This is a genomic window from Marinobacter sp., from assembly GCF_048269445.1.
GTDB lineage: Bacteria > Pseudomonadota > Gammaproteobacteria > Pseudomonadales > Oleiphilaceae > Marinobacter.
This window is the reverse complement of record NZ_JBLXIQ010000006.1, coordinates 111,629-132,472: the sequence shown is the minus strand read 5'-3', so window position 1 is coordinate 132,472 and position 20,844 is coordinate 111,629. Positions and strand designations below refer to the sequence as shown.

The window sequence follows — 20,844 nt, the reverse complement described above, 5'->3', positions numbered from 1 at the left end:
TGACTTAAATCATGGTCCGGGATTACGATCACAGTAACCGTATAACCTGATTTACTAATGGAGGTGCATCATGACGGTCAATGAAGGTCTTCGCCTGATGGCAGGCGTGTTCACCCTGGTATCCATCCTGCTGGCACACTACGTGAGCCCCTGGTGGCTTCTGTTTACCGGGTTCATTGCAGTGAACCTGATCCAATCTGCATTCACCAAATGGTGCCCGGCCATGGTGATTCTCAGGAAGCTCGGGTTCAAGGAAGAGAAGCCGCTTAGCTAGGCACCGGTTTATTCGTCACGGTAACGGTAATTATCAGTCTGGTTCATAAAGATCAGGCGATGTTTACGGAGGTGAGAAGTCATGGATATCCGCCTGAAACGCGCCTATGAAGAACCCGCACGGTCGGATGGCCCAAGAGTCCTTGTTGACCGCATCTGGCCCCGCGGCGTTGCCAAGGAAGATGCGGATTTAGCCCACTGGCTGAAAGGGCTGGCACCCTCCACCGAGTTGCGAAAGTGGTTTGGTCACGATCCGGATAAATGGTCGGAGTTCCGGGAGCGGTATCTTAAAGAGCTGACATCAGACGCCGCCAGAGACGATCTTGAAGCACTTAAAAAGCTGGTTGAAGCCCATAACCGCATCACGCTGGTGTTTGCCGCGAAAGATACCGAGCACAATAATGCCGTTGCGCTTCGGGACTTTGTTCTGAACGGCCAGTTCTGACCTTTCAGGCCACCGCAGTACCTCTCTCTCAATGAGTAGTTGTTACAAATCCGTACAGCTTCGCCCTTAAACATGGATATAATATGAATCTAAATGGTGAGCCGGAGTAACACTATGAGTTTTTGGCCGTCCACAAAGCGTGCAGAGGCGCTTGAAGCGGAGCTGTCGGCATTGAAGGAGGCGTTTGCTGAGGTCAGTGAACGGAACAGAAGCCTGAACGCAGGGCTGGAAGAGGAGCAGCGTGCGCTGGCGCAGAGCAGCGCGGAACTTCAGCTCAGTCGGCGCTTGATGGCAGGGCTGGGCCAGTTTGGTTCATCACTGACCGAGCTCAAAGGGTCATTTCACGAATTATCGGACCTGTTGGGGTCCCGTCGTACCGAGGCACTGAAAACCCGGGATGAATCCGGCAGCGTTCGTGACAGTATGGCTACGCTGATTCAGAAACTCGGTGGTGCCCGACAAAGAGCGGTGAATTCCGCTGGACAGATCGGAGCACTGGAGGACGAGACCGGCAGCATTACGTCACTTGTGGACGTGATTGACGGTGTTTCCGATCAGACCTCGCTGCTGGCACTGAACGCCAGTATTGAAGCGGCCCGGGCCGGAGAGCATGGCCGGGGGTTCAGCGTGGTGGCAACGGAGGTTCGAAACCTGGCTTTCCGGGCCGGAGAAGCGACCGGGCAAATCGACGATGCCATCAGCCGTATTCGAACCCAGACTGCTGCCGTCTCTGGCGCCAGCAAGGCAAACAGTGAGGAAATGGAAAAGCTTGCAGAGGAGGCTGAAACCGCAAGAAGCCGACTCATGTCGCTGATTGATCTGGCAGGCACTTCGTCGACTGCATTGGGGCGTGCCGCTCTGCTGGCGGAGATTGAGCTGGCAAATCTCGAAGAGCTGGAAATCAAGCTTACGGTCTACCAGATTCTGTCCGGGTTATCCGATCGCAAGGCAGACACCTTGCCGCCGGAAACGGAGTGCCGGCTTGGCCAGTGGTACTATCAGGGTGGTGGCAATGCACAATATGCCGGCCGGCTGGATTTCCGGGCCATTGAGGAACCTCACCGGCTGGTGCATGTTTATGCGATCGAAGCCGTGAGAGCACATCATGAAGATCGGCCCGAGGATGCACTGCAAGCGCTGGAGGCCATGGAAATCAATAATCTGGATGTTATGACGAGGCTGCGCCGGTTGGTTTCAGAACGCCGTTGATGCCCGGACTTAGCGTTGCGCGATATCTCCCAATAATCATCTGTAGATGACTAAAGCCCCTGATGGGGGAAAGTCAGCCAGCTGAACTGTTCGACAATATCAAACGGTCACGTCAGGTCCACATCTCCAAATTTCTATATTCCACTCCTAGTAATTGCTCCAAGGCAGGGCGGTCGAGAATCTCAAGCTGGCCTCCCTTCTGTTTTATGATCCCTCTCTCTTTAAACCGCCCGAAAGCGCGCGAGACTGTCTCGCCCCGTATCCCTAAGCGGGAACCTATTTGTTTTTGGTGGCAAGGAAGGGTCAGTTCTGTACCGTCTTGTAAGTCGCTAAGATACAGAAGGAATGCAGCCAGTCGCTGTTCGGCATTGCTGCCAGTGAAAAAATCGACCTGGTTCATGTAGGCGTGGGCCTTTTGACTCATGTGTTGCAGGAGTCCTCGAGTCAAATCAGGGTTTTTCTGGGCGATCTCCGAAAGTGCTTTTTCATCGAAGCTATAGGCAATTCCATCTTGAGTACCGCGGCCATTCAGGGAAAACACAGGAGTCTTCATAAACATTGAATAGAGTTCAACGAGTTGTCCGTCTCGATAGTAACCAAACAATTTTTCGTCACCCCCGGGTGTAGCGCGGAATACCTCTATTTCGCCTGCAACAATCAGAAAAAAACGGTCCGCCGCCATCCCCTCAGTGAAAATCGTTTCTCCCTGAGAAAACGCATGCCTCCGGACATCTTTCAAAAGAATGGAGAAGTCTTTGTTCCTTAAGTATGCGAATACCGGATCGTCCTGCAAAAGCCGTTTCAGGGTCGGATATTCAAAACTGTTGGGCGCTGCTGCTATATTCATGGTCTACCCTCAAGGTCCCACCATGCGCAGGCGCTCCACCATTTTGGAATCATCCAGCAACATAGCGAGAGTGTATTCATTGAGCGTGGCAACAAAAGCGTCGCGCGCAGCATTGACTGCGCTTTTGATGGTGCACCCCCCCTGGAGCGGGCATTCTTGTTTGTTGCAGTCGATGATTTCCATGTTCTCCTCCATTTCCAGTACGAATTGCCCTAACCGAACCAATCCAGGCGAACGGCTGAGCATAACTCCGCCGGACTTACCCTGGGTCGTTTTTACGTACCCCAGCGTGCTCATACGATGAATGACTTTGCGTAAGTGTTCCGGAGAGATGCCGTAGGCTGTAGCTATTTCCCGTCGGGGAATTGACTTACCTCGTCGGGTTCCGACATAGACCAAGACCCTCAAACCAAAATCCGTATACGTTTTTAGTTGCATCGTTTCACCTGGTTGGCAGTTGCATAAAATAATACGATGCTTTTTGTATACATCAATAAACCTGTGAGAGCAAAAAAGCCGGCCCGGATCGGGGCCGGCGAAAACCTCCTTACTGGCTCTTGAAAGAGTCAGTGAGGGAGGCGAGGGGTCATCGAATCAGAATGTTTCCTTTTTTGCCAAGAGAAGGGTCCGCTCCTTCAGTATTCATCAGGACGCTTATGCCACCATTCAGAGCACCCTTCATCTGGTGATCTACGATGGCGTTGTTGGTGTCACGATCAGAAGGGCTAACCAGATCAAGAGTAGCTCCGGACGCTGCCGGTACGAGATATGTTTGTATCCCTTTTTCGAGGTTGAATGGGTGGCCACTGTTATAAACGCGTTCCCAGATCCCGGCAATCGGATGGAGGGCAACTGATTTATTGACGTGGGCGTTCACGAAATAGAACCGTACCCTTTCCCCGGGCTCGGATTGCAGCATTAAGCTGGCGTTTGGGTCGTGCAAGGGGTCATAGTGAAACGCCTTGCCGTTCACTAAAGTACTGGTCCAACCGTCTCCTTCCAGCATCTGTTCTGCTGTGGTGCCAGGTTCAAACAGATCGCTGTGGACGATGACGTACTCGCGGTCCGGTTTAGGATAGTTTTCCCCATACCCCTCTTTAGGGTCGACAATAATGACGCCATACATACCGCGCCCTATATGCTCAACCATGGGGTCCGCACCGCAATGGTAGATGAACACGCCTGGGCTGGTAGCCGTAAATTTGAAATGCTTTTTCTGCCCAGGTTTCACAGCTGAGAATTCGTCCAGGACGTCAACAGCGGCGGCGTGGAAGTCCATAGAGTGACTTTGTTTGTTGCCCTCCTCATTGATAAGAGTGAAGTCGACGACATCTCCCTCTTTTACGCGAACAACGGGGCCGGGAACGGTTCCCCCGAACGTCCACATGGTTTGCATCGTTCCTTTGTTATCTACAGCGATCTCTTTCTCAATGACCGGGATCTCGACCTTCACCACTTCAGCCATCGCGGGAGACGCCAGTATCGCAGCCGCTGCCATAGCCGCGGTCACCTGTTTAATTGATTTGGAAATAGACATCTTTCTCTCCTTTGGTGTTTAGGTGTTAGTTGGACTCACTTCTGCCGCGGCTCCTGCCACGACCTTTGGACTCATCGTTTTTGATTTTCTGGGCCTCGAAGCCCTTGTGGTTGAAGAGACCACTGCCTTCGGTCAAGCTTTGGGTGTAGTAAAAGTTGGGGTCGTAGACTTTGTCCTTCCAGACATACCAATCATCATCTTCGATGCTGTCGTACTCGACGATCATGACCGCGCCACCAGGTGCTTTTCCGTTGTTACTGACGTGGTGTTCAATGTGGTCATGGGCAATCCAGCGCCCGGGGTTGTTCATCCTGACAATTACGTCGTACCGTTCGCCCTGATTGATATCCACCACATCCGCCCAGAATGGGGAGTCCAATGGCAGGCCATCTTTGTGCGTGACCAGCATGTCGTGTCCATGCAGATGGAAAGCTGTCTCAATACCGGTTGCATAAAGACGCAGGCGGAGAACATCGCCTTCCTTGACTCTTAATGGTTGGGTATTCGGAAACGATTGGCCGTTAATTGAAAAATATGAGAGTTTCTCGGTCGGGTGCCCGCCTTTGCCGAATGTTTGAGCGACGTCTTCGTTCCAGCCGGAAAACATCAGAATGGCTTCTTTGGTGACTTCGTTTTCGATTGCCACTGGTTCTTTGGGGTCAACAATCATGGGCCCCCACATTCCTCGTAATCCAACGTGTTCCGGGACATTTACGTGGCAGTGATACCAGAGGCTTCCGGGCTTATCGGCAACGAACTTATAAGTGAACGAGTCCCCGGGTTGAACGGCTTGTTGAGTCACATCTGGAACACCGTCATTCCGCCACGTACCGGTCTGGTAGGTACCATGCCAGTGGATGGTATGGGCCAGAGTCGTCATATTGGTGAGCTCTACCTCCACTGTATCTCCCTCCTCGACCCGGATAAGCGGCCCAGGGACCTGGCCGTTATAGGCCCAAACCTTTGCTTTGAATCCGGGCGCCACTTCTTTTTCCCCCTCCTCAATCGTCATTTGAAACTGGTGTGTTTCTGACCATGCAGGTCCGACGCCGCCCAGTGAGGCAGTGGCAGCAATGGCAAGAGCAATCCGAGTTCCTGTTGCGGAGCGCGTTTTTCCCATGGTTAAACTCATCGTCTACTCCTTTGATGTAAATTTTGAACATCGTTTTGATCGTTATTAGAAGCTTTATTACCAGCTCGCAGAAGCCCGTCTGGATATGGGTTATGGAGCGTCGCAGTTACAGAGCTCTCGTAAGTAGCGCACCACTCGCTCGATTTCGGCGTCTGACATCGTGGCGTCCCAGTTGGGCATCAGAATAGACTTGTTTACAGCCTGCCCGCCGTGCTTTATCGCCTTGAAGAGTTCCTGATCAGAACGCGCAGACATCTCACCAGAATCTGTATGGTCTCTGGGAAGTACTTCGATATCTCTTGTATTAACACCCCATCCGTCGCCATAGATGCCGTGGCACTGTGTGCAGTATGTGTTGTAAAGCTGCTTTCCCGTTGCTTCGGACTCGGCAAGAGCGACGGTAGGAGCTGAGACCAAAATGATTAATATAATGCGAGTCAGAAAATGCATATGTTCACTCCTTTGACAGTGTGGTAATGAAGTCTGCCAATTTTTGAACCTCACTATCGTCTAAGTGCAGGTTCGACATGAAAGTTTTAGGTGCCCAGGCTTGAGGATTCTTGATGAAGCTGTAGAGAAATTCCGGGTTTAGTCGGGCACCAGCTGTATAAACTTCAGGGCCTGAAATCCCGCCATAACCCTTCTCCAATTCGTGGCAGGCGACGCAGCCCTTGAACTTGGTGAAGTTCATGCGTCCTATGGCTCCAGAAATGGGTTTCGGAACGTAGTCGACATCTGATACCAGATCATCGTGAGGGGTCAGCGACATCAGATAGGATGCTGCGACCTGAGCCTCCGATTCATTGAAGGCAGGGTGCTCCGGCAACTTATCTTTTGGAACGATGTCACGGTCTTCGCCTGCCACCACATTTTGCCCAAAGAAAGTTCCTCCCGGACGAATTCTGGTCGGTGACTGCAACCACTGAATGAGCCAGTCTTCCTGAAATTTGTTTCCCGCGTAGTAAAGGTCGGGCGCCTTGCGTTCACGAATTCGGGTTGTCGTAAAGCTCTCGGGTTTGCTAAGTGCGTGGCAACCGGAACAGTTTGTCTCCACAAATTGCTTTGCAGTTTCTCCAGCCAATGCCGGGCTGGAGATTCCCGATATGGCCCCGACCAGCAATGTCACTTTCGACAGATGGAAGAGTTTTGGTTGAATCATATTCAGTTTCCCTTTCTGTAGTCCGCGGATAGTCAGCAGTAAATTCGGCCTTAAACAATGTATTCTAAATACATTAATATGGGCAATGTCTGAGTATGACTTTTGTCAATGTGAACTGAAATCAGATCGTGTTTGCACTGGTCGGCGATGATGCACCACGGTGATCTGACGGCCGGCCATGTGAGAGTGATGGGGTAAATCGATGAAGTTTTGGCTTGACCCGGGAGAGTGTGAGGTATGGCTCGGACTGCGGATTCTCATCCGTTTTGAACTGGAACTCCCTTCCTATCTTTTTCCAATGATCGTTGGCAGGTAACTGAACCCTCCAGTCGGGAAAATCGCCCGTTCAGGCTGGCCCTCGGGCGCAGGTTCCAGGGTGTCGACAGCGAACAGAAATTCCTCCATCAGCACCCTGAGTTCCATCCTGGCGAGAGGTGCACCCGGGCAAACGTGAATGCCTGCGCCATAGAGCAGATTCTGGTCACGGTTCCTCTGTGGGCAAAACGCATCCGGGTCGCCGAAGACCTTCTCGTCACGGTTGGCGGACGCCCACAGGATAGTGATTTTTTCACCTGCCGGAATACTTCTTCCGCCAACTTCCACATCACGGGTTGTAATCCGGCGGTTAGACATCAGTGGCGCGTCCATACGCAGAATTTCATCGATAGCGTCCGGCAGGGCAACGGTATCGTTGGCAAGGCTCTGTTTGAGGTCGGGGTGTTCAGCGAGGTAGCTCAGAAGAATGGATACGCTGGAGCTGATTGTGCTCAGCTCACCGACAGTCCAGTTTCGCAGCAGGCTGGTGAGCTCTTCATCGGTCATCGCGTGACCATTGACGATTTCCTCCATCAGAGAGGTGGTGACGTCTCGTGGAGCCTTGGCTCCGGCCTGACGTCGGGTTTCCAGCAGGTCGTGAATATAACCGTCGAACTCACGGGCAACTTCAGCCATGGCCTGCCGGTCACGGGCCAGGGTGGCCCGGTGGTTTTTTAACACCCACTCCCTCAGTGGTTCGTGGAGAGAATCAGGCCAGCCCATAAAAGCGCACTGTATCTGCAGGGCAAAGGCTCGGCTAAACTTTTCGACGACATCAAACGGCTGGCCGTCGGGCAAGCTATTGACGAGGTTACGGGCAATGTTGCGACAGGTTGGCTCAAATTCGCTCATTGCCTGTTGCGAGAAGTAGGGCTCGATTACCTGTCGATAGGGCGTGTGTTCAGGTGGGTCCATGCCATTGGGGACTGAAAGATGGCTGGACACCGCACTGCTGAATGTCTGGTGATCTTTCAGCACTCGCATGACATCGTCATGCCGGAACAGTGTCCAGTGCTGAAAATCACTCCAGGCGACCGGGCACTGCGCACGCATGGCATCGTAGGCCGGTATCTGGTTTTTCAGAACCGCTTCGTTTCGGGGGTTCCAGTCAGGCTTGCGGGGGGCGTCTGACATTGCTCATCCTCGGGAAGAAACATGTTCCGTCAGATTATCAGAGCGCCTGGTGGTCTTCTTGAAGATAAGTCAACTGGCGACTGCCAGATGACCTGGGTCAACGCGGTGGGTCATCGTGAGTAGTTGCTCTGTCTGTCGCCTGCCTCAAATCCGCAATCAAATCTCCCGGGTCCTCCAGGCCGATGGACAACCTGAGCATGCCGTCGCTGATCCCTCGTTTTTCCCGCTCTTCCCTGCCAATGGCGTGGTGGCTGGCGGCAGACGGTTGACTGACCAGGCTTTCCACGCCGCCATCCCCGAGGCAAAGGCCAGCCCTGCCTCAGCCTGTTCCAGGGCGGCAAGCCCCTGTTCCAGCTCCTGAATCGTTGGATTGGTGCCCCACCGGGTGTAGAGGTAGCCCGGCTTGCGCGCTTCAATCACGTCGAGCTGTGATTTGGTGTCCGGGAACTGGTAGGTCGTCGTGTTGTAGATGGGCGAATAGGGGCTGCCAAAGGCATCCCGGTGGCGGCGGTTATGGATGATGCGCGTGGATTGCCCTTTGGAATCGTCAGTGGCCATGGTTAGTCAGCTTTGTTCCCGCAGTAACATGGTTTTGATGTGGCCGATGGCCTTCATGGGGTTGAGGCCCTTGGGGCAATAGGCCGTGCAGTTACCTATGCCGCGGCAGCGAAACACGCTGAACGGGTCTTCGAGTTTGGCCAGGCGCTCGCGTGTGGCGGTATCCCGGGAATCCACCAAAAACCGGTACGCCTGCAGCAATCCCGAGGGCCCGATGTATTTTTCCGGGTTCCACCACCAGGAGGGGCAGGCGGAGGTGCAGCAGGCGCAGAGAATGCACTCGTACAGCCCGTCCAGCTTTGCTCGGTCCTCCGGGCTCTGCAGCCTTTCGATCGCCGGGTTTGGCGTGTCGTTGATCAGCCAAGGCTGAACGCGTTCGTACTGTTTGAAGAACAGTGACTGGTCCACCACCAGATCCCGGATGACAGGCATGCCCGGCAGTGGGCGAATCTCCAGCACGTCTTTCTTGCCCAGGGCATCGGCTACCCGGGTAATGCAGCCCAGGCCGTTGCGGCCGTTCATACTGAGACCGTCAGAGCCGCAGACACCTTCCCGGCAGGAGCGACGAAAAGACAGTGTTGGGTCGCGGGTTTTGAGGTGTTCCAGGACATCGAGAACCATGCGGTTACGAAATTCACTGCCGACTTCGATGTCCTGGCTGTAGGGGGCGTTGTCCTGTTCCGGATTGTAACGATACAGGCGAACGGTAAAGGCGGACATTCTGCTACCCTCCTGGAATTTCATTCATTCTCTGTATAGGTTTAATGTCAGTTTAGCAGCTGGTGGCAATTCGATGGGAATAGAGGGCCAGAAAATCCGGTTGTGTTGTTTTGTGCCAAGCTATTGTGCTGGTTGAGTAATCCAGATCCGTTTTATCAACGTGGAGAATTGCTGTGACTGCTGCTGGAAAGTGGTTAGCGTTCCTTGCAGGGCTTGTGCGCGACGCGGCTGCTGGCCTGTTTCCCGGTTATTTCGCAGTAGTGATGGCCACGGGAGCTACCTCCATCGCCTCAAACTTGCTTGGTTACGATCTACTGGCCCTTTTGTTGCTCGTTGCCAACTGCCTGGCTTATGGTGCCCTCTGTCTCCTTACTCTGGTGCGGGTCATCTGGTTTCCGGCGTCGCTGGTCAATGACATGATCAGCCACGCCCGTGGGCCGGGTTTTTTCACCTTGATCGCGGGCACCTGCATACTTGGTTCCCAGTTTTATTTGTTGTTAACTTGGTCTGGTGTTGCAGCCGGGTTCTGGTGGCTGGGCGTCGTTCTATGGGGCGTGATCATGTACCTGTTTTTTATCGCAGTCACTACCCGCAAGGATAAGCCGACGCTGGATACCGGAATCAACGGTGCATGGCTGTTGGCAGCAGTCAGCACCCAGTCTGTGTCGATTCTCTCGGCACTGGTCCCCTGGAGTGGCCCTGAGGATCTTCGCCTTTTCTTTGCCGTGTGTATGTTCATGATCGGCTGCATGCTTTATCTGGCCATTATTACCCTGATCTTCTATCGGCTGACCTTTCTGAAGCTCAATGCAGAAACGCTCAGTCCGCCCTACTGGATCAATATGGGGGCAGTTGCAATAACGACCATGGCTGGTTCCACGTTGATCATCAGAGGGCAGGAGGGATCGCTTCTAGCGGAGTTTCTTCCCTTTCTCCGCGGCTTTACGCTGTTTTTCTGGTCCATCGCCAGTTGGTGGATTCCACTGTTGATTGGCCTGACGTTCTGGCGGCACATTATCCAGAGGCACCGGCTCCGATATGAACCCCAACTCTGGAGTATGGTGTTTCCGCTGGCGATGTATACCACAGGCACCCTCCGCCTGATTGATGCCCTGGATACCGATTTCCTGTTGATTATCCCGTCCGTCACTATCTGGCTGGCACTAGCGGCCTGGGCATTTACCAGCCTGGGAATGTGGCGGCATTTTGCCGGTGTGGTTAGCGAAAAAATGGCCGGTTAGCAATGACTAACCGGCCAAAACCTTACTTCAGGGGGTTATGGGCAATATCCCGTTCTTTGCCTTTGAGCATGTAGTCAAAGTAGAAGGGCGGCAGAGCGCGTTTTTCACATGCCAGTAGAACCGGGATTCCTTGACCGGGCTCAGGGGCAGGGTGGGCGTCACCTTACCGCCATAGATAAACTCGGCCAACATCACCGTGCCGTAGCCGGTTACCACGGGCAGGAGGTGTAGCCATCGTAACTGGCATCGCCCTGGCTGAACACTTTGGCGTAACGGACATGCTGCATGAAGCGGTGAAATAACCCAGGAGGCAACGGATGGATAGCCCGGAGAGTCGAGAGTGGGAACGGCTAGCTTTTGTCGCAAACCGTGATGGTATGGCGGCAGCTCTGATCTTTGCCAGGCAGGGTATTGCCCAATATGAGGCTGCCATTCGGGAATCGGATTCCGGTGGCAATCAGTACGGTGCCGCCTATCGGGAAAGCCTGCTGACCTCCATCCGGGTGTATCGGGAGCACCTGCAGAAACAGGAAACCCCGGCCTGACCGGGGCTTAATGCAGAAGTTAAAAGTTGTTGGTGCTCCACTAATACATCTCCAGCCGTCCAATATCCCTGGATTGCAGGCGGGCCTCGGCCTGCTGGTTGGCGGCCAGCTCCCGGAAAAGCTCGGCTTCCCGGATGTTCTGGGCCAGCTGGGATCTTAACTCGTACATGTCTGTCAGGGTCTTATGGGCTTGCAGGATATTCTTGTGAACATCGTGTATGTCCTCGCAACCAATACATTCCGGTATGTGGGACGAAATTTTCCGACTGTCAAATTCCTGTGAATCCACCAGCCAGCTGTCCATCAGACCGTCATCCGCATCCTGGAGAAAATCCTCCATCATTTCCGCTAGATGATGCTCACGGCTGGCCAGGAAGCTGAGAGCCATCTGCATGCGCTCATCATCCTGGCTGCTGGCCAGGATTTGATACTGTTTTTCCAGCACCTCGTGGTATTCGGTTATCCATTCAATAAGGTCTTTCAGTTGTTTGAATGCCATGATCCTGTCCTCCTCCTGGAACTGAAATCCTGGGGTTAGCACTTCCCGGTTCAGGTAAGGCAGCCCTGTAATATGAGCTCGAGCAGCACGTCTATATCCAGTTCTTCAATCGATGTTTGTCGATAGTTCATTGCTGATCTCCATTTCTTTATATAAGATATATATAGAATGCATCATAAGTGGTGTCAAGAACTGTTCTCATTTTCTTGGTGCATGGAGAGGTAACAATGACGAGCAATAAGCCGGAGCAAACCAAAGACCCGATCTGGGATCAGCACTTGAGGTGGCTGGATCTCATAAGTAACGAATGCAATTCCAACCAGGATAAGCGGGCCCGCAAAAAACGTAGAAAAGAGCCACCAAAGAAAGCCTGATCACATCCTAGATGAAAGAATCACGTGCGGAGAGCAGTAATGCGCGCAGGAGTAATCGGTCTCGGACGAATGGGAGACAATATCGCTCGTCGATGTAGGCACTTCGGGCCGAGTACCGGGGCTGAAACGCGGCTACAATAGAGCCCCCGGCAAATCCGGGAGCTCACGACATATAAATCAATCCTCAGAACTGAAATCTCGGGAATAACACTTCCTTTTCCAGATAGATCTGCTCAGACAACCGGAAATCCAGCGCTTTCAGCTCCCGATAAAATCGCTGCCAGGACCGACAGGCTGAATCCGGAGCCCGGTAGTTCCGGGTCATCTGGCGTAGCTTGTTCAGTTGCCGTTTGATAAGGGAATGCTCTTCGTTCATTTGGGCGATCGGGGTGTCCGGCCGGGGAGGCTGGTCATGCTCCATCCGCGTCAGCACGTAGGCGTTCTCCCGCTCAATGTGGTCGGTGAGCGTGTGCTCCAGCTTTTTGACGGCCAGTGTGATGCCTTTGGGAACATCAGGGTTCGCCCTGTGTACCGCCTCGATCTTGCGGGCGAGCCGGTGAATTTCTGGCAGTTTTTCGATATGCCGGGCATCGTAGCCTCTTGATATGAGCTCGAGCAGCACATCTGTGTCCAGTTCCTCAATCGGTGTCTGTTCCATCACCGTATCAAACAGTTCCTGACACAACCGCTTCGGCTCGACATCGGCAAGGGATGCGACGATGTCGACGGTTGTCTGGCGGTGGGCCTCGATTTCCGGCACGTACTTTCTGAATACGTCCAGAGTTTGGGGGCATCGGCTGACCAACTGGCCGACGGTGGTTTCACTGCAGCTGCCGAGAATGTCCTGATAGTTCATTGCTGATCCTCCTCTCTTGCTTTAAGATATATATAGAATACATTTTAATGGGTGTCAAGAATTGTTCTTATTTTCTCGGCGCCTCATCAGGGGCATAAATCCGGAGGGTGAAAATGATTGATGCATTGCTGGATATCGCTGTCGATCTGACAAAAGATCTGTCAGCACAGGATCGTTACCAGCGGCTGCTGGGCGCGGTGCGCCGGGTTCTGCCATGTGATGCATCCGTGCTGCTCAAGTATGAAAATGACATTTTGGTGCCGGTAGCGATAGATGGGCTGTCAATCGACGTTCTGGGGCGGCGGTTTGATCCTCGCCAGCACCCGCGCTTCCAGCAAATAATCGCATCGGAGCAACCGGTGCGCTTTCCCGCCGATTCCGAGTTGCCTGACCCCTATGACGGTCTGGTGCTGGGGCATGAGGGTAATCTGGAAGTTCACGCCTGCATGGGTTGTGCTCTCTATGTCGACCAACAGCTGATCGGCATTCTGACACTGGATGGCTTGACGCCGGGCATGTTCGATGGCGTCGATGATCAGACCATGTCAGCATTTTCTGCCCTGGCGGCGGCTGCCATGCGCTCGGCTCTGCTGATCGAATGGCTGGAGCAGCAGGCCAGACATAAAAACTTGCTGGCGCAGGAACTGGTTAGTGAGGCGCTGAAACGGGATGGCGGAGAACTCATTGGTAAAAGCGCTGAAATGCAGCACCTCAACAAAGAGCTCGAACTGGTGGCTGCCTCGGATTTGTCTGTCCTGATTGGTGGTGAGACCGGCGTTGGCAAAGAGCTGGTAGCCCGGACCATTCATCTGTTGTCATCGCGGTTGGACCAGCCGCTGGTTCATATCAACTGCGCGGCGCTGCCGGAGTCTCTTGCTGAAAGCGAACTCTTCGGGCATTCCAAAGGCTCCTTCACCGGCGCCACCTCGGATCGGGACGGTAAGTTTGAGCTGGCGGACGGCGGCACCCTGTTCCTCGATGAGATTGGTGAGCTGTCCCCGCTCCTACAAGCCAAAATGTTGAGGGTCCTGCAAAATGGTGAAGTTCAGAGGGTGGGATCGGATAAGACCAGGCATGTGGATGTTCGAATTCTGGCGGCTACCAACCGGGACCTGAAAGAGGATGTCGAAAACGGTCATTTCCGTCGCGACCTCTATCATCGACTCAGTGTTTTTCCGGTGGAAGTGCCACCGCTGCGGCACCGTTATGGGGATATTCCGCTACTGGCAGGTTACTTTGCCGAAAAAATGAGACTCAAGCTTGGTTTGAAGAGCCTCCGTATTGCCCCGGAAGCGCTGAGTCAGATGGGCGCCTATTCCTGGCCGGGTAACGTCCGCGAGCTGGAGCACGTCATCAGCCGGGCATCCCTCAGGGCGAGATCAGAGCAGCAGCGGGGTATTGCCACCATTGAATCGCGGCACTGTGACCTTAACGACGGAGGCCAGGTTGGCCCGGTAGCGGCAAAGCCTGCCCGGGACACCAAGCCAGATGCCGCTACGCCACCGGAATACCCTGCGGATACCGCCATGAACGATGCGCTGGCGGATTTCCAGAGAAACCTTATTTCTGAGCGGTTGGCGGCAAACAACCAGAACTGGTCGCAGGCTGCAAAATCCCTGGGCATGGATCGGGGCAACCTGCACCGGATGGCCAAGCGGCTTGGTCTCAAAAGCTTGACCAGCAGCCCCTGAAGAAACCCTTTATGGATCAGATAACCTTGGAAAACTGATGCTGGCTTTCGGTTGGGTGGAGGTATGCATCGAATACCATGGCAATGTTCCGTAGCAGTAATTGCCCGGTCGGTGTGACAGCGACCCGGTGCGCATTGATAAAAACGAGGTTATCCATGGCCATCCCGGCAAGCTGTCGCATCTCCCTGTAAAAATAATCGAAGAAATCGATGCCATAACGTGCGCTGATTGTCTCGTAAACCACCTCGTTCTGACACATTAACGACTGAATCACATCACGCCGGATCCGGTCGTCAAAAGACAGCTGATAACCTCGGGCGATAGCCAGAGAGCCACTGTCGATGGCCGCAAAATAATCATCCTCCTGTCGCATGTTCTGGCTGAAACTGTGATTCGTTTTACCGATGGAGGTCATGCCAATTCCGATCAGATCCGTGTCAGCGTAGGTGGAATAGCCCTGGAAATTCCTTTGCAGCTGGCCGTTGTGTTTGGCCAGGGTCAGCTCGTCGTCAGGCAGTGCAAAGTGGTCCATGCCAAGATAGACGTAACCGGCCCCCTGGAGCCGCCCAACGGTCATCTCCAGAATGGCCAGCTTGGTTTCGGGCGATGGAAGGTCATCATCATTGATCAGTTTCTGGGCTTTGACCTTGTCAGGCATATGCGCGTAATTGTAGATGGCCAGGCGCTCTGGCCGTTTCGACAGGATGGTATCCAGTGTCCTACTGAAGCTCTCAACCGTCTGGTATGGCAAGCCGTAGATCAAATCCACATTGGTTGACCGGTAGCCCGCTGCGCGCGCTGCATCGATTACAGCGAACGTCTGTTCGACCGACTGAATTCGGTTCACCGCCCTCTGAACCTTGGGGTCAAAATCCTGCACACCCAGACTGATGCGATTGAAACCCAGCTCATACAGCAATGGGATCGTGGTTTTGCGCACCGCCCGTGGGTCGATCTCTATGGAGAACTCCCGTGATTCGGGGGGCGCCAGGGTGAAGTTCCGGCTGATCTCCCATAGCAGCGCCGAGAGTTGTTCATCGTGCAGAAACGTGGGTGTACCGCCTCCGAAATGAAGTTGACTCACTTCCCGATTCGGATCGACAAGCTCCGCCTGCCGGGCAATCTCGGTATGAATGCGCTCAAGATAGGGAATACTGCGTTCTTGCTTGTGGGTAATTATCTTTGCGCAGGCGCAGTAGAAACAGAGGGATTTGCAGAAGGGAATGTGAAAGTAGAGGGACAGGGGTGTCTGCAACTGGTTACTTTGCCCAAGCTCACGCCGATACTCCGCTTCTCCAAAACTGCCAGAAAACTCCACGGCAGTCGGGTAGGAGGTATAGCGTGGGCCATAGGTGTCATATTTCACCAGAAGATCCGCATTGAATTCGACCGTCATTGGGCACTCCTCATTTCCCGGGTGTCTGGACTGCTGCCTGTGTTGCCTGATGCAGTACATGAGCAATTCCGGTGCCAGATATTCAACCAACTGTTTTCTAATAAAAAGATTTCGGTTTACGGGAATTACACAAATACCCGCTGTCACTTTGACACTCGCTATCCCAACAACCTGACTTCGACGTTGTCGTTCTTACCACACGATCCCCGCATGCATCATAAAAAAGCAATTAAAACAATCGCGTAACGCTTTGGCGCGCCAATTGCTTATACGGATTGCAGTTTGAATTACCAATGCACAACAGGAGTCAGCTATGGCTGAGAAATTTACCAAAGGTATGGCCAGGAACATCTACTACGGTGGTAGCTTTTTCTTTCTGTTGCTCCTCCTGGGGTTGACCGTTGATACCGTACGGCAACTCCCGGAGCGAAGCCGCAGTGAGAACATTACCCCGGAAGTCGCCCATGGCAAGGAGTTGTGGGAAACCAACAATTGTATCGGGTGCCACAGCCTGATGGGAGAGGGCGCTTACTATGCGCCGGAGTTGGCTAACGTCTTTGATCGCAGAGGCATGGCGAATGAAGAAGCCTTCAAGGGGTACATGCAGTCGTGGCTTGCGGCTCAACCAATGGATAACCCCCGGCGGCGCAAAATGCCCCAGTTCAATCTCACTCAGGAAGAAGTAGATGCACTGGCGGAATTCCTGATCTGGACGTCCAGAGTCGATGACAACGACTGGCCACCCAATGTTGAAGGTTGAGGCAGGAAGACAATGATGAAGTACACATCTCAACAGGTTGCAAAACCCTATTTTATTTTTGCGCTGGTACTGTTTGCCGCGCAAATTGCCTTTGGCCTTTTGATGGGCATCCAGTATATCAATGGCGATATCGGATTCCCTGCCATCCCCTTCAATGTCGCGCGGATGGTCCACGTAAACCTCTTGATCATCTGGATACTCTTCGGGTTCATGGGGGCCAGTTACTACCTGGTTCCAGAGGAGTCTGAAACCGAGCTGTTCAGCCCTCGGCTAGCCAGAATTACCTTCTGGATTTTTGCTGTGGCCAGTGTTGTAACAGTGCTCGGATATCTTCTCGTCCCCTATGCGGAACTGGCGAGAATCACCAAGAATCACCTGTGGCCAACCATGGGCCGGGAATTCCTGGAACAGCCCACTATCACCAAGATTGGTATTGTGATTGTCTGCCTGTCTTTTGTTTTCAATATCGGAATGACCATTCTTAAAGGGCGGAAGACCGTTATAAACATGGTTCTGATCACCGGTCTGGTCGGGCTGGCGGTTTTCTACCTGTTCTCGTTTTACAACCCGGCCAACCTGACGCTCGACAAGTATTTCTGGTGGTTCGTGGTACACCTTTGGGTAGAAGGTGTGTGGGAATTGATCCTAGGTGCGATTCTGGCCTTTGTACTGATCAAGGTCACCGGCGTCGATCGTGAATACATTGAAAAATGGCTGTACCTGATCATCGCCATGGCCCTGATCTCCGGATTAATCGGGATGGGCCATCACTACTTCTGGATCGGCGCGCCGGAGTACTGGCTTTGGATGGGTTCGGTATTCTCCGCACTGGAACCGGTACCTTTCTTCATGATGGTGCTGTTTGCTTTCAAGGTGGTCAAAGAGCGTCGCCGCACGCACCATAATCAGGTCGCCGTGACCTGGGCCCTGGGTTGTTCGGTGATGGCCTTCCTTGGCGCCGGGGTCTGGGGCTTTCTTCATACCCTGGCTCCGGTCAATTACTACACTCACGGCACGCAGTTAACCGCTGCCCATGGCCACCTGGCGTTCTTTGGTGCCTATGCGATGATCGTGATGTGTATTATTTCCTATGCCATGCCGATTCTGCGGGGCCGCCCTCAGGGGAACCCGCTGGCCGCCCAGAAAGTGGAGAAGTTCGGTTTCTGGGCCATGTGCATCAGCATGGTTGGCATTACCCTGGCGCTGACGGTCGCCGGTGCCTGGCAGGTCGCGCTGCAGCGGGTGCCAGAATCAGGCGAGGCGCTCAGCTTTATGGCCACGCAAGGCGAATTGGTCGGTGTCTATTGGGCTCGACTTGGCTTCGGTGTCGTGTTCGCTCTCGGCTTGGTTGCCTATTTCGCCAGCTTCTTCGTGGGCCGGGAGACTGCTCGCGCTGAAGCCGGCGCAGCCCTGCCGCAAACTTCATAGTGACGTAATCAGGTAAACGGCTGGCGGCCCCTGCCTGCGACCCGGTTGTTTGGGCGGGTTCGGGTGAGGGGCGCCAACATGCCTCGGGGAGCAACTATGGAAGAATTTATCGGCAAGATCTGGGATCGCTGGCTTACCCGGCAGGTGACCTCTGATTTTGCCAGCGCATCGGTCAATCTCACAGATCTACAGGCGGAGCTTACGCTCTATTATCGGGCGCTGGGCGGCGAGCCGGGCAAAACCCTGGAGCCTGCCGATGCCCGAAAGGTCCGGCTCAGGCGAACGGGTATGCAGCGTGTCGCCGGCAGCCATCAGCGTTTTGCCCTGCCATGGCAGGATGACCGAAGTGTGCGTTTGCCGGCGTCACTGGCGGTATTCTCGTCCTCCCGGCTCAATACATCGCTCTATTACTGGCTGGTGGCGATGGCCGCCCGCCTGCCACAGGTCAGTAACTGGTTTCGGGACAATCAGCAGGCCGTCCTGGCATTGACATCGTCTTATCCCGGCCTCGACAGGCAGTATAAGGAGCTTGTGGCCGAACTGATGGCTTTGAGGCCGTCAACGGAGGAACTTCCCGACGATCTCCGGCGCCAGGAACTCGCGGTTGTCCAGGCATTACGAAATCCGGGACTGCTGGCTGATCTGCCATCATCGGCATTTGACTGCTTTCCAGTCTGGCTATGGTTGTACCCCACACCGCCGAACCTGTTCAGCGTGCCCGTCAGCACAGCCAGATCCGGGCCGGACTCTGAAGCGGAAGAACGCTCGTCTGGACAACAAACCCTGCAGCAACGCAAACAGGCGCAGCGAATCGATGATGAGCATGAAACGGATGGCTTGCTGGTGTTTCTGCCCGACAGCCTCATGAGCTGGACCGAGCAGATCAATCTTGATCGCTGTCAGGATGAGGACAGCGATGATGATTTTGAGCAGATCGCCAATGACATCGACCTGATTACGGTTTCACGTCAGCGCAAAGCTACCGCGGCGAAAGTGAAGTTTGATCTGGATCTGCCGGCTGCAGAAAACGATGAACTTTGCCTTGGGCCGGGCATTCGCCTGCCCGAATGGCACTACAGACAGAGTCGGTTGCGTCCTGATGTCTGTCTGTTACAGCCCCTTCTGGCGGACGATCCTGAGCCAGTCACTTTACCGTCACAACTCAGGCAAACCAGTGAGGAAGTCAAGCGGCAGTTCTCTTTGCTGGGGCTCGAGCGCTCCGTACTCCGAGGCCAGCCCGAAGGCCAGGACCTTGATCTGGATGCCTGGCTTGATGACTACAGCAGGCCGTTCAGGGATGCCTCCAGACAGAATTTCTTTCTGGATCGACGGCAAACCCATCGTGATTTTTGTTGTCTGATCCTGGCCGATCTGTCCTTGTCGACTGAGGGCTACGTTAATGATGACTGCCGGGTGATTGATGTAATCCGCGACAGTCTGATGGTATTGGCGGAGGGGCTGAACCAGACACAGGATGAGTTTGCCATCTATGGCTTCTCCTCCGTGCGTAACAACCATGTTCGCTACCAGTTAATGAAAAACTTTGGTGAACCATACAGCGACCTGGTCCGTGGCCGAATTGCGCGAATCAAGCCTGGTTTCTATACCCGTATGGGGGCGGCCATACGACAATCGACCCGTATTCTGGAGATGCAGCATCAGACTCATCGCGTCCTGTTGCTGGTCAGTGACGGCAAGCCTAACGACCTGGATCAATACGAAGGGCGTTACGGAATTGAAGACACCCGACAGGCGATTATTGAAGCCCAACAACTGGGGATAACACCCTACTGCGTTACGGTGGATGAGCGCGGCCATGATTACCTGCCCTACCTGTTTGGCCGCGATGGTTTTGCCGTCGTCAGTGATCCCACCCAGCTCCCGAAAGTATTGCCACGGATTTACCTGAACGTATCAACGCACTGATTTTGAGGTGATCATGAATAGCCAGAATTTTTACCAGGTTCAGAATGATGAATGTGAAATATTTCAATATGCGGTTCAGCATCATTTGCCAGTGTTGATCAAAGGCCCGACAGGCTGTGGCAAGACACGTTTTATTGAGTATATGGCAGAGCAGCTGGAGCGCCCTCTGTATACCGTCTCCTGTCACGATGATCTGACTGCTGCGGATCTGTTGGGGCGGCACCTCATTGGCGCCGAGGGAACGTATTGGCAGGATGGCCCGCTCACCCGGGCTGCTCGTGAGGGCGGGATCTGCTATCTCGATGAAATTATCGAGGCTCGCAAGGACACGACGGTTGCTTTGCATTCGCTGTCGGACCACCGGCGAACCGTTCACCTGGAGCGCACGGGCGAAACCCTGACCGCTCATGAGGATTTTATGCTGGTGGTCTCCTATAACCCTTCGTACCAGAATATGGTCAAGGGCCTGAAACCCAGCACCCGACAACGGTTTGTTGCCATGAGTTTTGATTACCCGGAGCCCTCGGTAGAGGCTTCGATCGTTGCAAATGAAACAGGTATCGATGAGGCAACTGCGGGGCAACTCGTTAAACTGGCGACGGATATTCGCCGGCTGACTGATATCGATCTCACGGCAGCTGTCTCGACCCGGTTACTGATCTACGCCGGTAAGATGCTCAAAAGTGGCTGTCCCGCCCGAAAAGCCTGCCTGTATTGTGTGATCGAACCACTGACAGATGAACCGACAACTCGGCAATCGCTGCTGCGGTTGGTCGACGCGCACTTCTGACGGTTGGCA

At 53.9% G+C, this 20,844-nt stretch carries 22 protein-coding genes and 1 pseudogene; 10 read left to right on the top strand and 13 right to left on the bottom strand.

Annotated elements, in window-relative coordinates:
• Positions 1-70: 70 nt before the first annotated feature.
• The 3 genes from ACN0XM_RS13910 (at position 71) to ACN0XM_RS13900 (ending at position 1,927) form a co-directional block, all read left to right on the top strand.
• Positions 71-274 carry a DUF2892 domain-containing protein gene (locus tag ACN0XM_RS13910; RefSeq protein ID WP_417567541.1) on the top strand — a complete coding sequence of 68 codons (204 nt, stop codon included), beginning with the start codon at positions 71-73 and terminating at the stop codon, positions 272-274.
• Between the two features lie 81 nt (positions 275-355).
• A complete protein-coding gene (locus ACN0XM_RS13905) occupies positions 356-718 on the top strand; it encodes a DUF488 domain-containing protein (RefSeq protein ID WP_417567540.1) in 363 nt (120 codons plus the stop codon).
• A 114-nt stretch (positions 719-832) separates the two neighbouring features.
• A complete protein-coding gene (locus ACN0XM_RS13900) occupies positions 833-1,927 on the top strand; it encodes a methyl-accepting chemotaxis protein (protein WP_417567539.1) in 1,095 nt (364 codons plus the stop codon).
• Positions 1,928-2,039: 112 nt separating this feature from the next.
• Here ACN0XM_RS13900 and ACN0XM_RS13895 read toward each other — a convergent pair whose 3' ends face one another.
• The 10 genes and pseudogenes from ACN0XM_RS13895 to ACN0XM_RS13850 all read right to left on the bottom strand — a co-directional run bounded on the left by ACN0XM_RS13895 (position 2,040) and on the right by ACN0XM_RS13850 (position 9,329).
• Positions 2,040-2,774 carry a Crp/Fnr family transcriptional regulator gene (locus ACN0XM_RS13895; RefSeq protein WP_417567538.1) on the bottom strand — a complete coding sequence of 245 codons (735 nt, stop codon included), beginning with the start codon at positions 2,772-2,774 and terminating at the stop codon, positions 2,040-2,042.
• 9 nt (positions 2,775-2,783) lie between these two features.
• The gene (locus tag ACN0XM_RS13890; protein ID WP_417567537.1) at positions 2,784-3,212 is read right to left on the bottom strand and encodes an RrF2 family transcriptional regulator; all 429 of its coding nucleotides are present in this window, start codon (positions 3,210-3,212) and stop codon (positions 2,784-2,786) included.
• 148 nt (positions 3,213-3,360) lie between these two features.
• Entirely contained in the window at positions 3,361-4,311 is a 951-nt protein-coding gene (locus tag ACN0XM_RS13885; protein ID WP_417567536.1) for a multicopper oxidase domain-containing protein, read from the bottom strand.
• Positions 4,312-4,336: 25 nt separating this feature from the next.
• Complete coding sequence (locus tag ACN0XM_RS13880) at positions 4,337-5,443, bottom strand: multicopper oxidase domain-containing protein (RefSeq protein ID WP_417567535.1); 1,107 nt, start codon at positions 5,441-5,443, stop codon at positions 4,337-4,339.
• 90 nt (positions 5,444-5,533) lie between these two features.
• On the bottom strand, positions 5,534-5,893 hold the full coding sequence (locus tag ACN0XM_RS13875; RefSeq protein ID WP_417567534.1) for a c-type cytochrome: 360 nt from the start codon (positions 5,891-5,893) through the stop codon (positions 5,534-5,536).
• A 4-nt stretch (positions 5,894-5,897) separates the two neighbouring features.
• Complete coding sequence (locus tag ACN0XM_RS13870) at positions 5,898-6,602, bottom strand: c-type cytochrome (RefSeq protein WP_417567533.1); 705 nt, start codon at positions 6,600-6,602, stop codon at positions 5,898-5,900.
• A 285-nt stretch (positions 6,603-6,887) separates the two neighbouring features.
• The gene (locus ACN0XM_RS13865; RefSeq protein WP_417567532.1) at positions 6,888-8,051 is read right to left on the bottom strand and encodes a cytochrome P450; all 1,164 of its coding nucleotides are present in this window, start codon (positions 8,049-8,051) and stop codon (positions 6,888-6,890) included.
• Between the two features lie 97 nt (positions 8,052-8,148).
• On the bottom strand, positions 8,149-8,337 hold the full coding sequence (locus ACN0XM_RS13860; protein WP_417567531.1) for a PLP-dependent transferase: 189 nt from the start codon (positions 8,335-8,337) through the stop codon (positions 8,149-8,151).
• A gap of 66 nt (positions 8,338-8,403) precedes the next feature.
• Positions 8,404-8,609, bottom strand: a pseudogene (locus ACN0XM_RS13855) (PLP-dependent transferase); the annotation flags it as partial.
• A gap of 6 nt (positions 8,610-8,615) precedes the next feature.
• Entirely contained in the window at positions 8,616-9,329 is a 714-nt protein-coding gene (locus ACN0XM_RS13850) for a succinate dehydrogenase iron-sulfur subunit (RefSeq protein WP_417567530.1), read from the bottom strand.
• Between the two features lie 173 nt (positions 9,330-9,502).
• Here ACN0XM_RS13850 and ACN0XM_RS13845 point away from each other — a divergent pair, with 173 nt between their 5' ends.
• Positions 9,503-10,570 carry a tellurite resistance/C4-dicarboxylate transporter family protein gene (locus ACN0XM_RS13845; RefSeq protein WP_417567529.1) on the top strand — a complete coding sequence of 356 codons (1,068 nt, stop codon included), beginning with the start codon at positions 9,503-9,505 and terminating at the stop codon, positions 10,568-10,570.
• Positions 10,571-10,887: 317 nt separating this feature from the next.
• Entirely contained in the window at positions 10,888-11,115 is a 228-nt protein-coding gene (locus tag ACN0XM_RS13840) for a hypothetical protein (protein ID WP_417567528.1), read from the top strand.
• Positions 11,116-11,155: 40 nt separating this feature from the next.
• On the opposite strand, the gene ACN0XM_RS13835 is transcribed toward ACN0XM_RS13840, so the two are convergent.
• Together ACN0XM_RS13835 and ACN0XM_RS13830 are read right to left on the bottom strand one after the other, a co-directional pair.
• Entirely contained in the window at positions 11,156-11,614 is a 459-nt protein-coding gene (locus ACN0XM_RS13835) for a hypothetical protein (protein ID WP_417567527.1), read from the bottom strand.
• A 558-nt stretch (positions 11,615-12,172) separates the two neighbouring features.
• Positions 12,173-12,844 (bottom strand): hemerythrin domain-containing protein, encoded by a 672-nt coding sequence (locus ACN0XM_RS13830; RefSeq protein WP_417567526.1) that lies wholly within the window; start codon positions 12,842-12,844, stop codon positions 12,173-12,175.
• A gap of 113 nt (positions 12,845-12,957) precedes the next feature.
• On the opposite strand from ACN0XM_RS13830, the gene norR reads away from it, so the two are divergent.
• Positions 12,958-14,535, top strand: a complete 1,578-nt coding sequence (gene norR, locus ACN0XM_RS13825) for a nitric oxide reductase transcriptional regulator NorR (protein ID WP_417567525.1) — start codon at positions 12,958-12,960, stop codon at positions 14,533-14,535.
• A 16-nt stretch (positions 14,536-14,551) separates the two neighbouring features.
• On the opposite strand, the gene hemN is transcribed toward norR, so the two are convergent.
• On the bottom strand, positions 14,552-15,931 hold the full coding sequence (hemN, locus tag ACN0XM_RS13820) for an oxygen-independent coproporphyrinogen III oxidase (protein WP_417567524.1): 1,380 nt from the start codon (positions 15,929-15,931) through the stop codon (positions 14,552-14,554).
• A 313-nt stretch (positions 15,932-16,244) separates the two neighbouring features.
• Between hemN and ACN0XM_RS13815 the strand changes: the two genes are divergently transcribed.
• The 4 genes from ACN0XM_RS13815 to ACN0XM_RS13800 all read left to right on the top strand — a co-directional run bounded on the left by ACN0XM_RS13815 (position 16,245) and on the right by ACN0XM_RS13800 (position 20,835).
• Positions 16,245-16,691: a c-type cytochrome gene (locus tag ACN0XM_RS13815; protein WP_410329589.1), complete on the top strand. Its 447-nt coding sequence runs from the start codon at positions 16,245-16,247 to the stop codon at positions 16,689-16,691.
• Between the two features lie 15 nt (positions 16,692-16,706).
• Positions 16,707-18,119, top strand: a complete 1,413-nt coding sequence (locus ACN0XM_RS13810; protein WP_417567726.1) for a cbb3-type cytochrome c oxidase subunit I — start codon at positions 16,707-16,709, stop codon at positions 18,117-18,119.
• A 96-nt stretch (positions 18,120-18,215) separates the two neighbouring features.
• Positions 18,216-20,045 (top strand): nitric oxide reductase activation protein NorD, encoded by a 1,830-nt coding sequence (locus tag ACN0XM_RS13805; RefSeq protein ID WP_417567523.1) that lies wholly within the window; start codon positions 18,216-18,218, stop codon positions 20,043-20,045.
• Between the two features lie 13 nt (positions 20,046-20,058).
• The gene (locus tag ACN0XM_RS13800) at positions 20,059-20,835 is read left to right on the top strand and encodes a CbbQ/NirQ/NorQ/GpvN family protein (RefSeq protein ID WP_417567522.1); all 777 of its coding nucleotides are present in this window, start codon (positions 20,059-20,061) and stop codon (positions 20,833-20,835) included.
• The last annotated feature ends 9 nt before the right edge of the window (positions 20,836-20,844 follow it).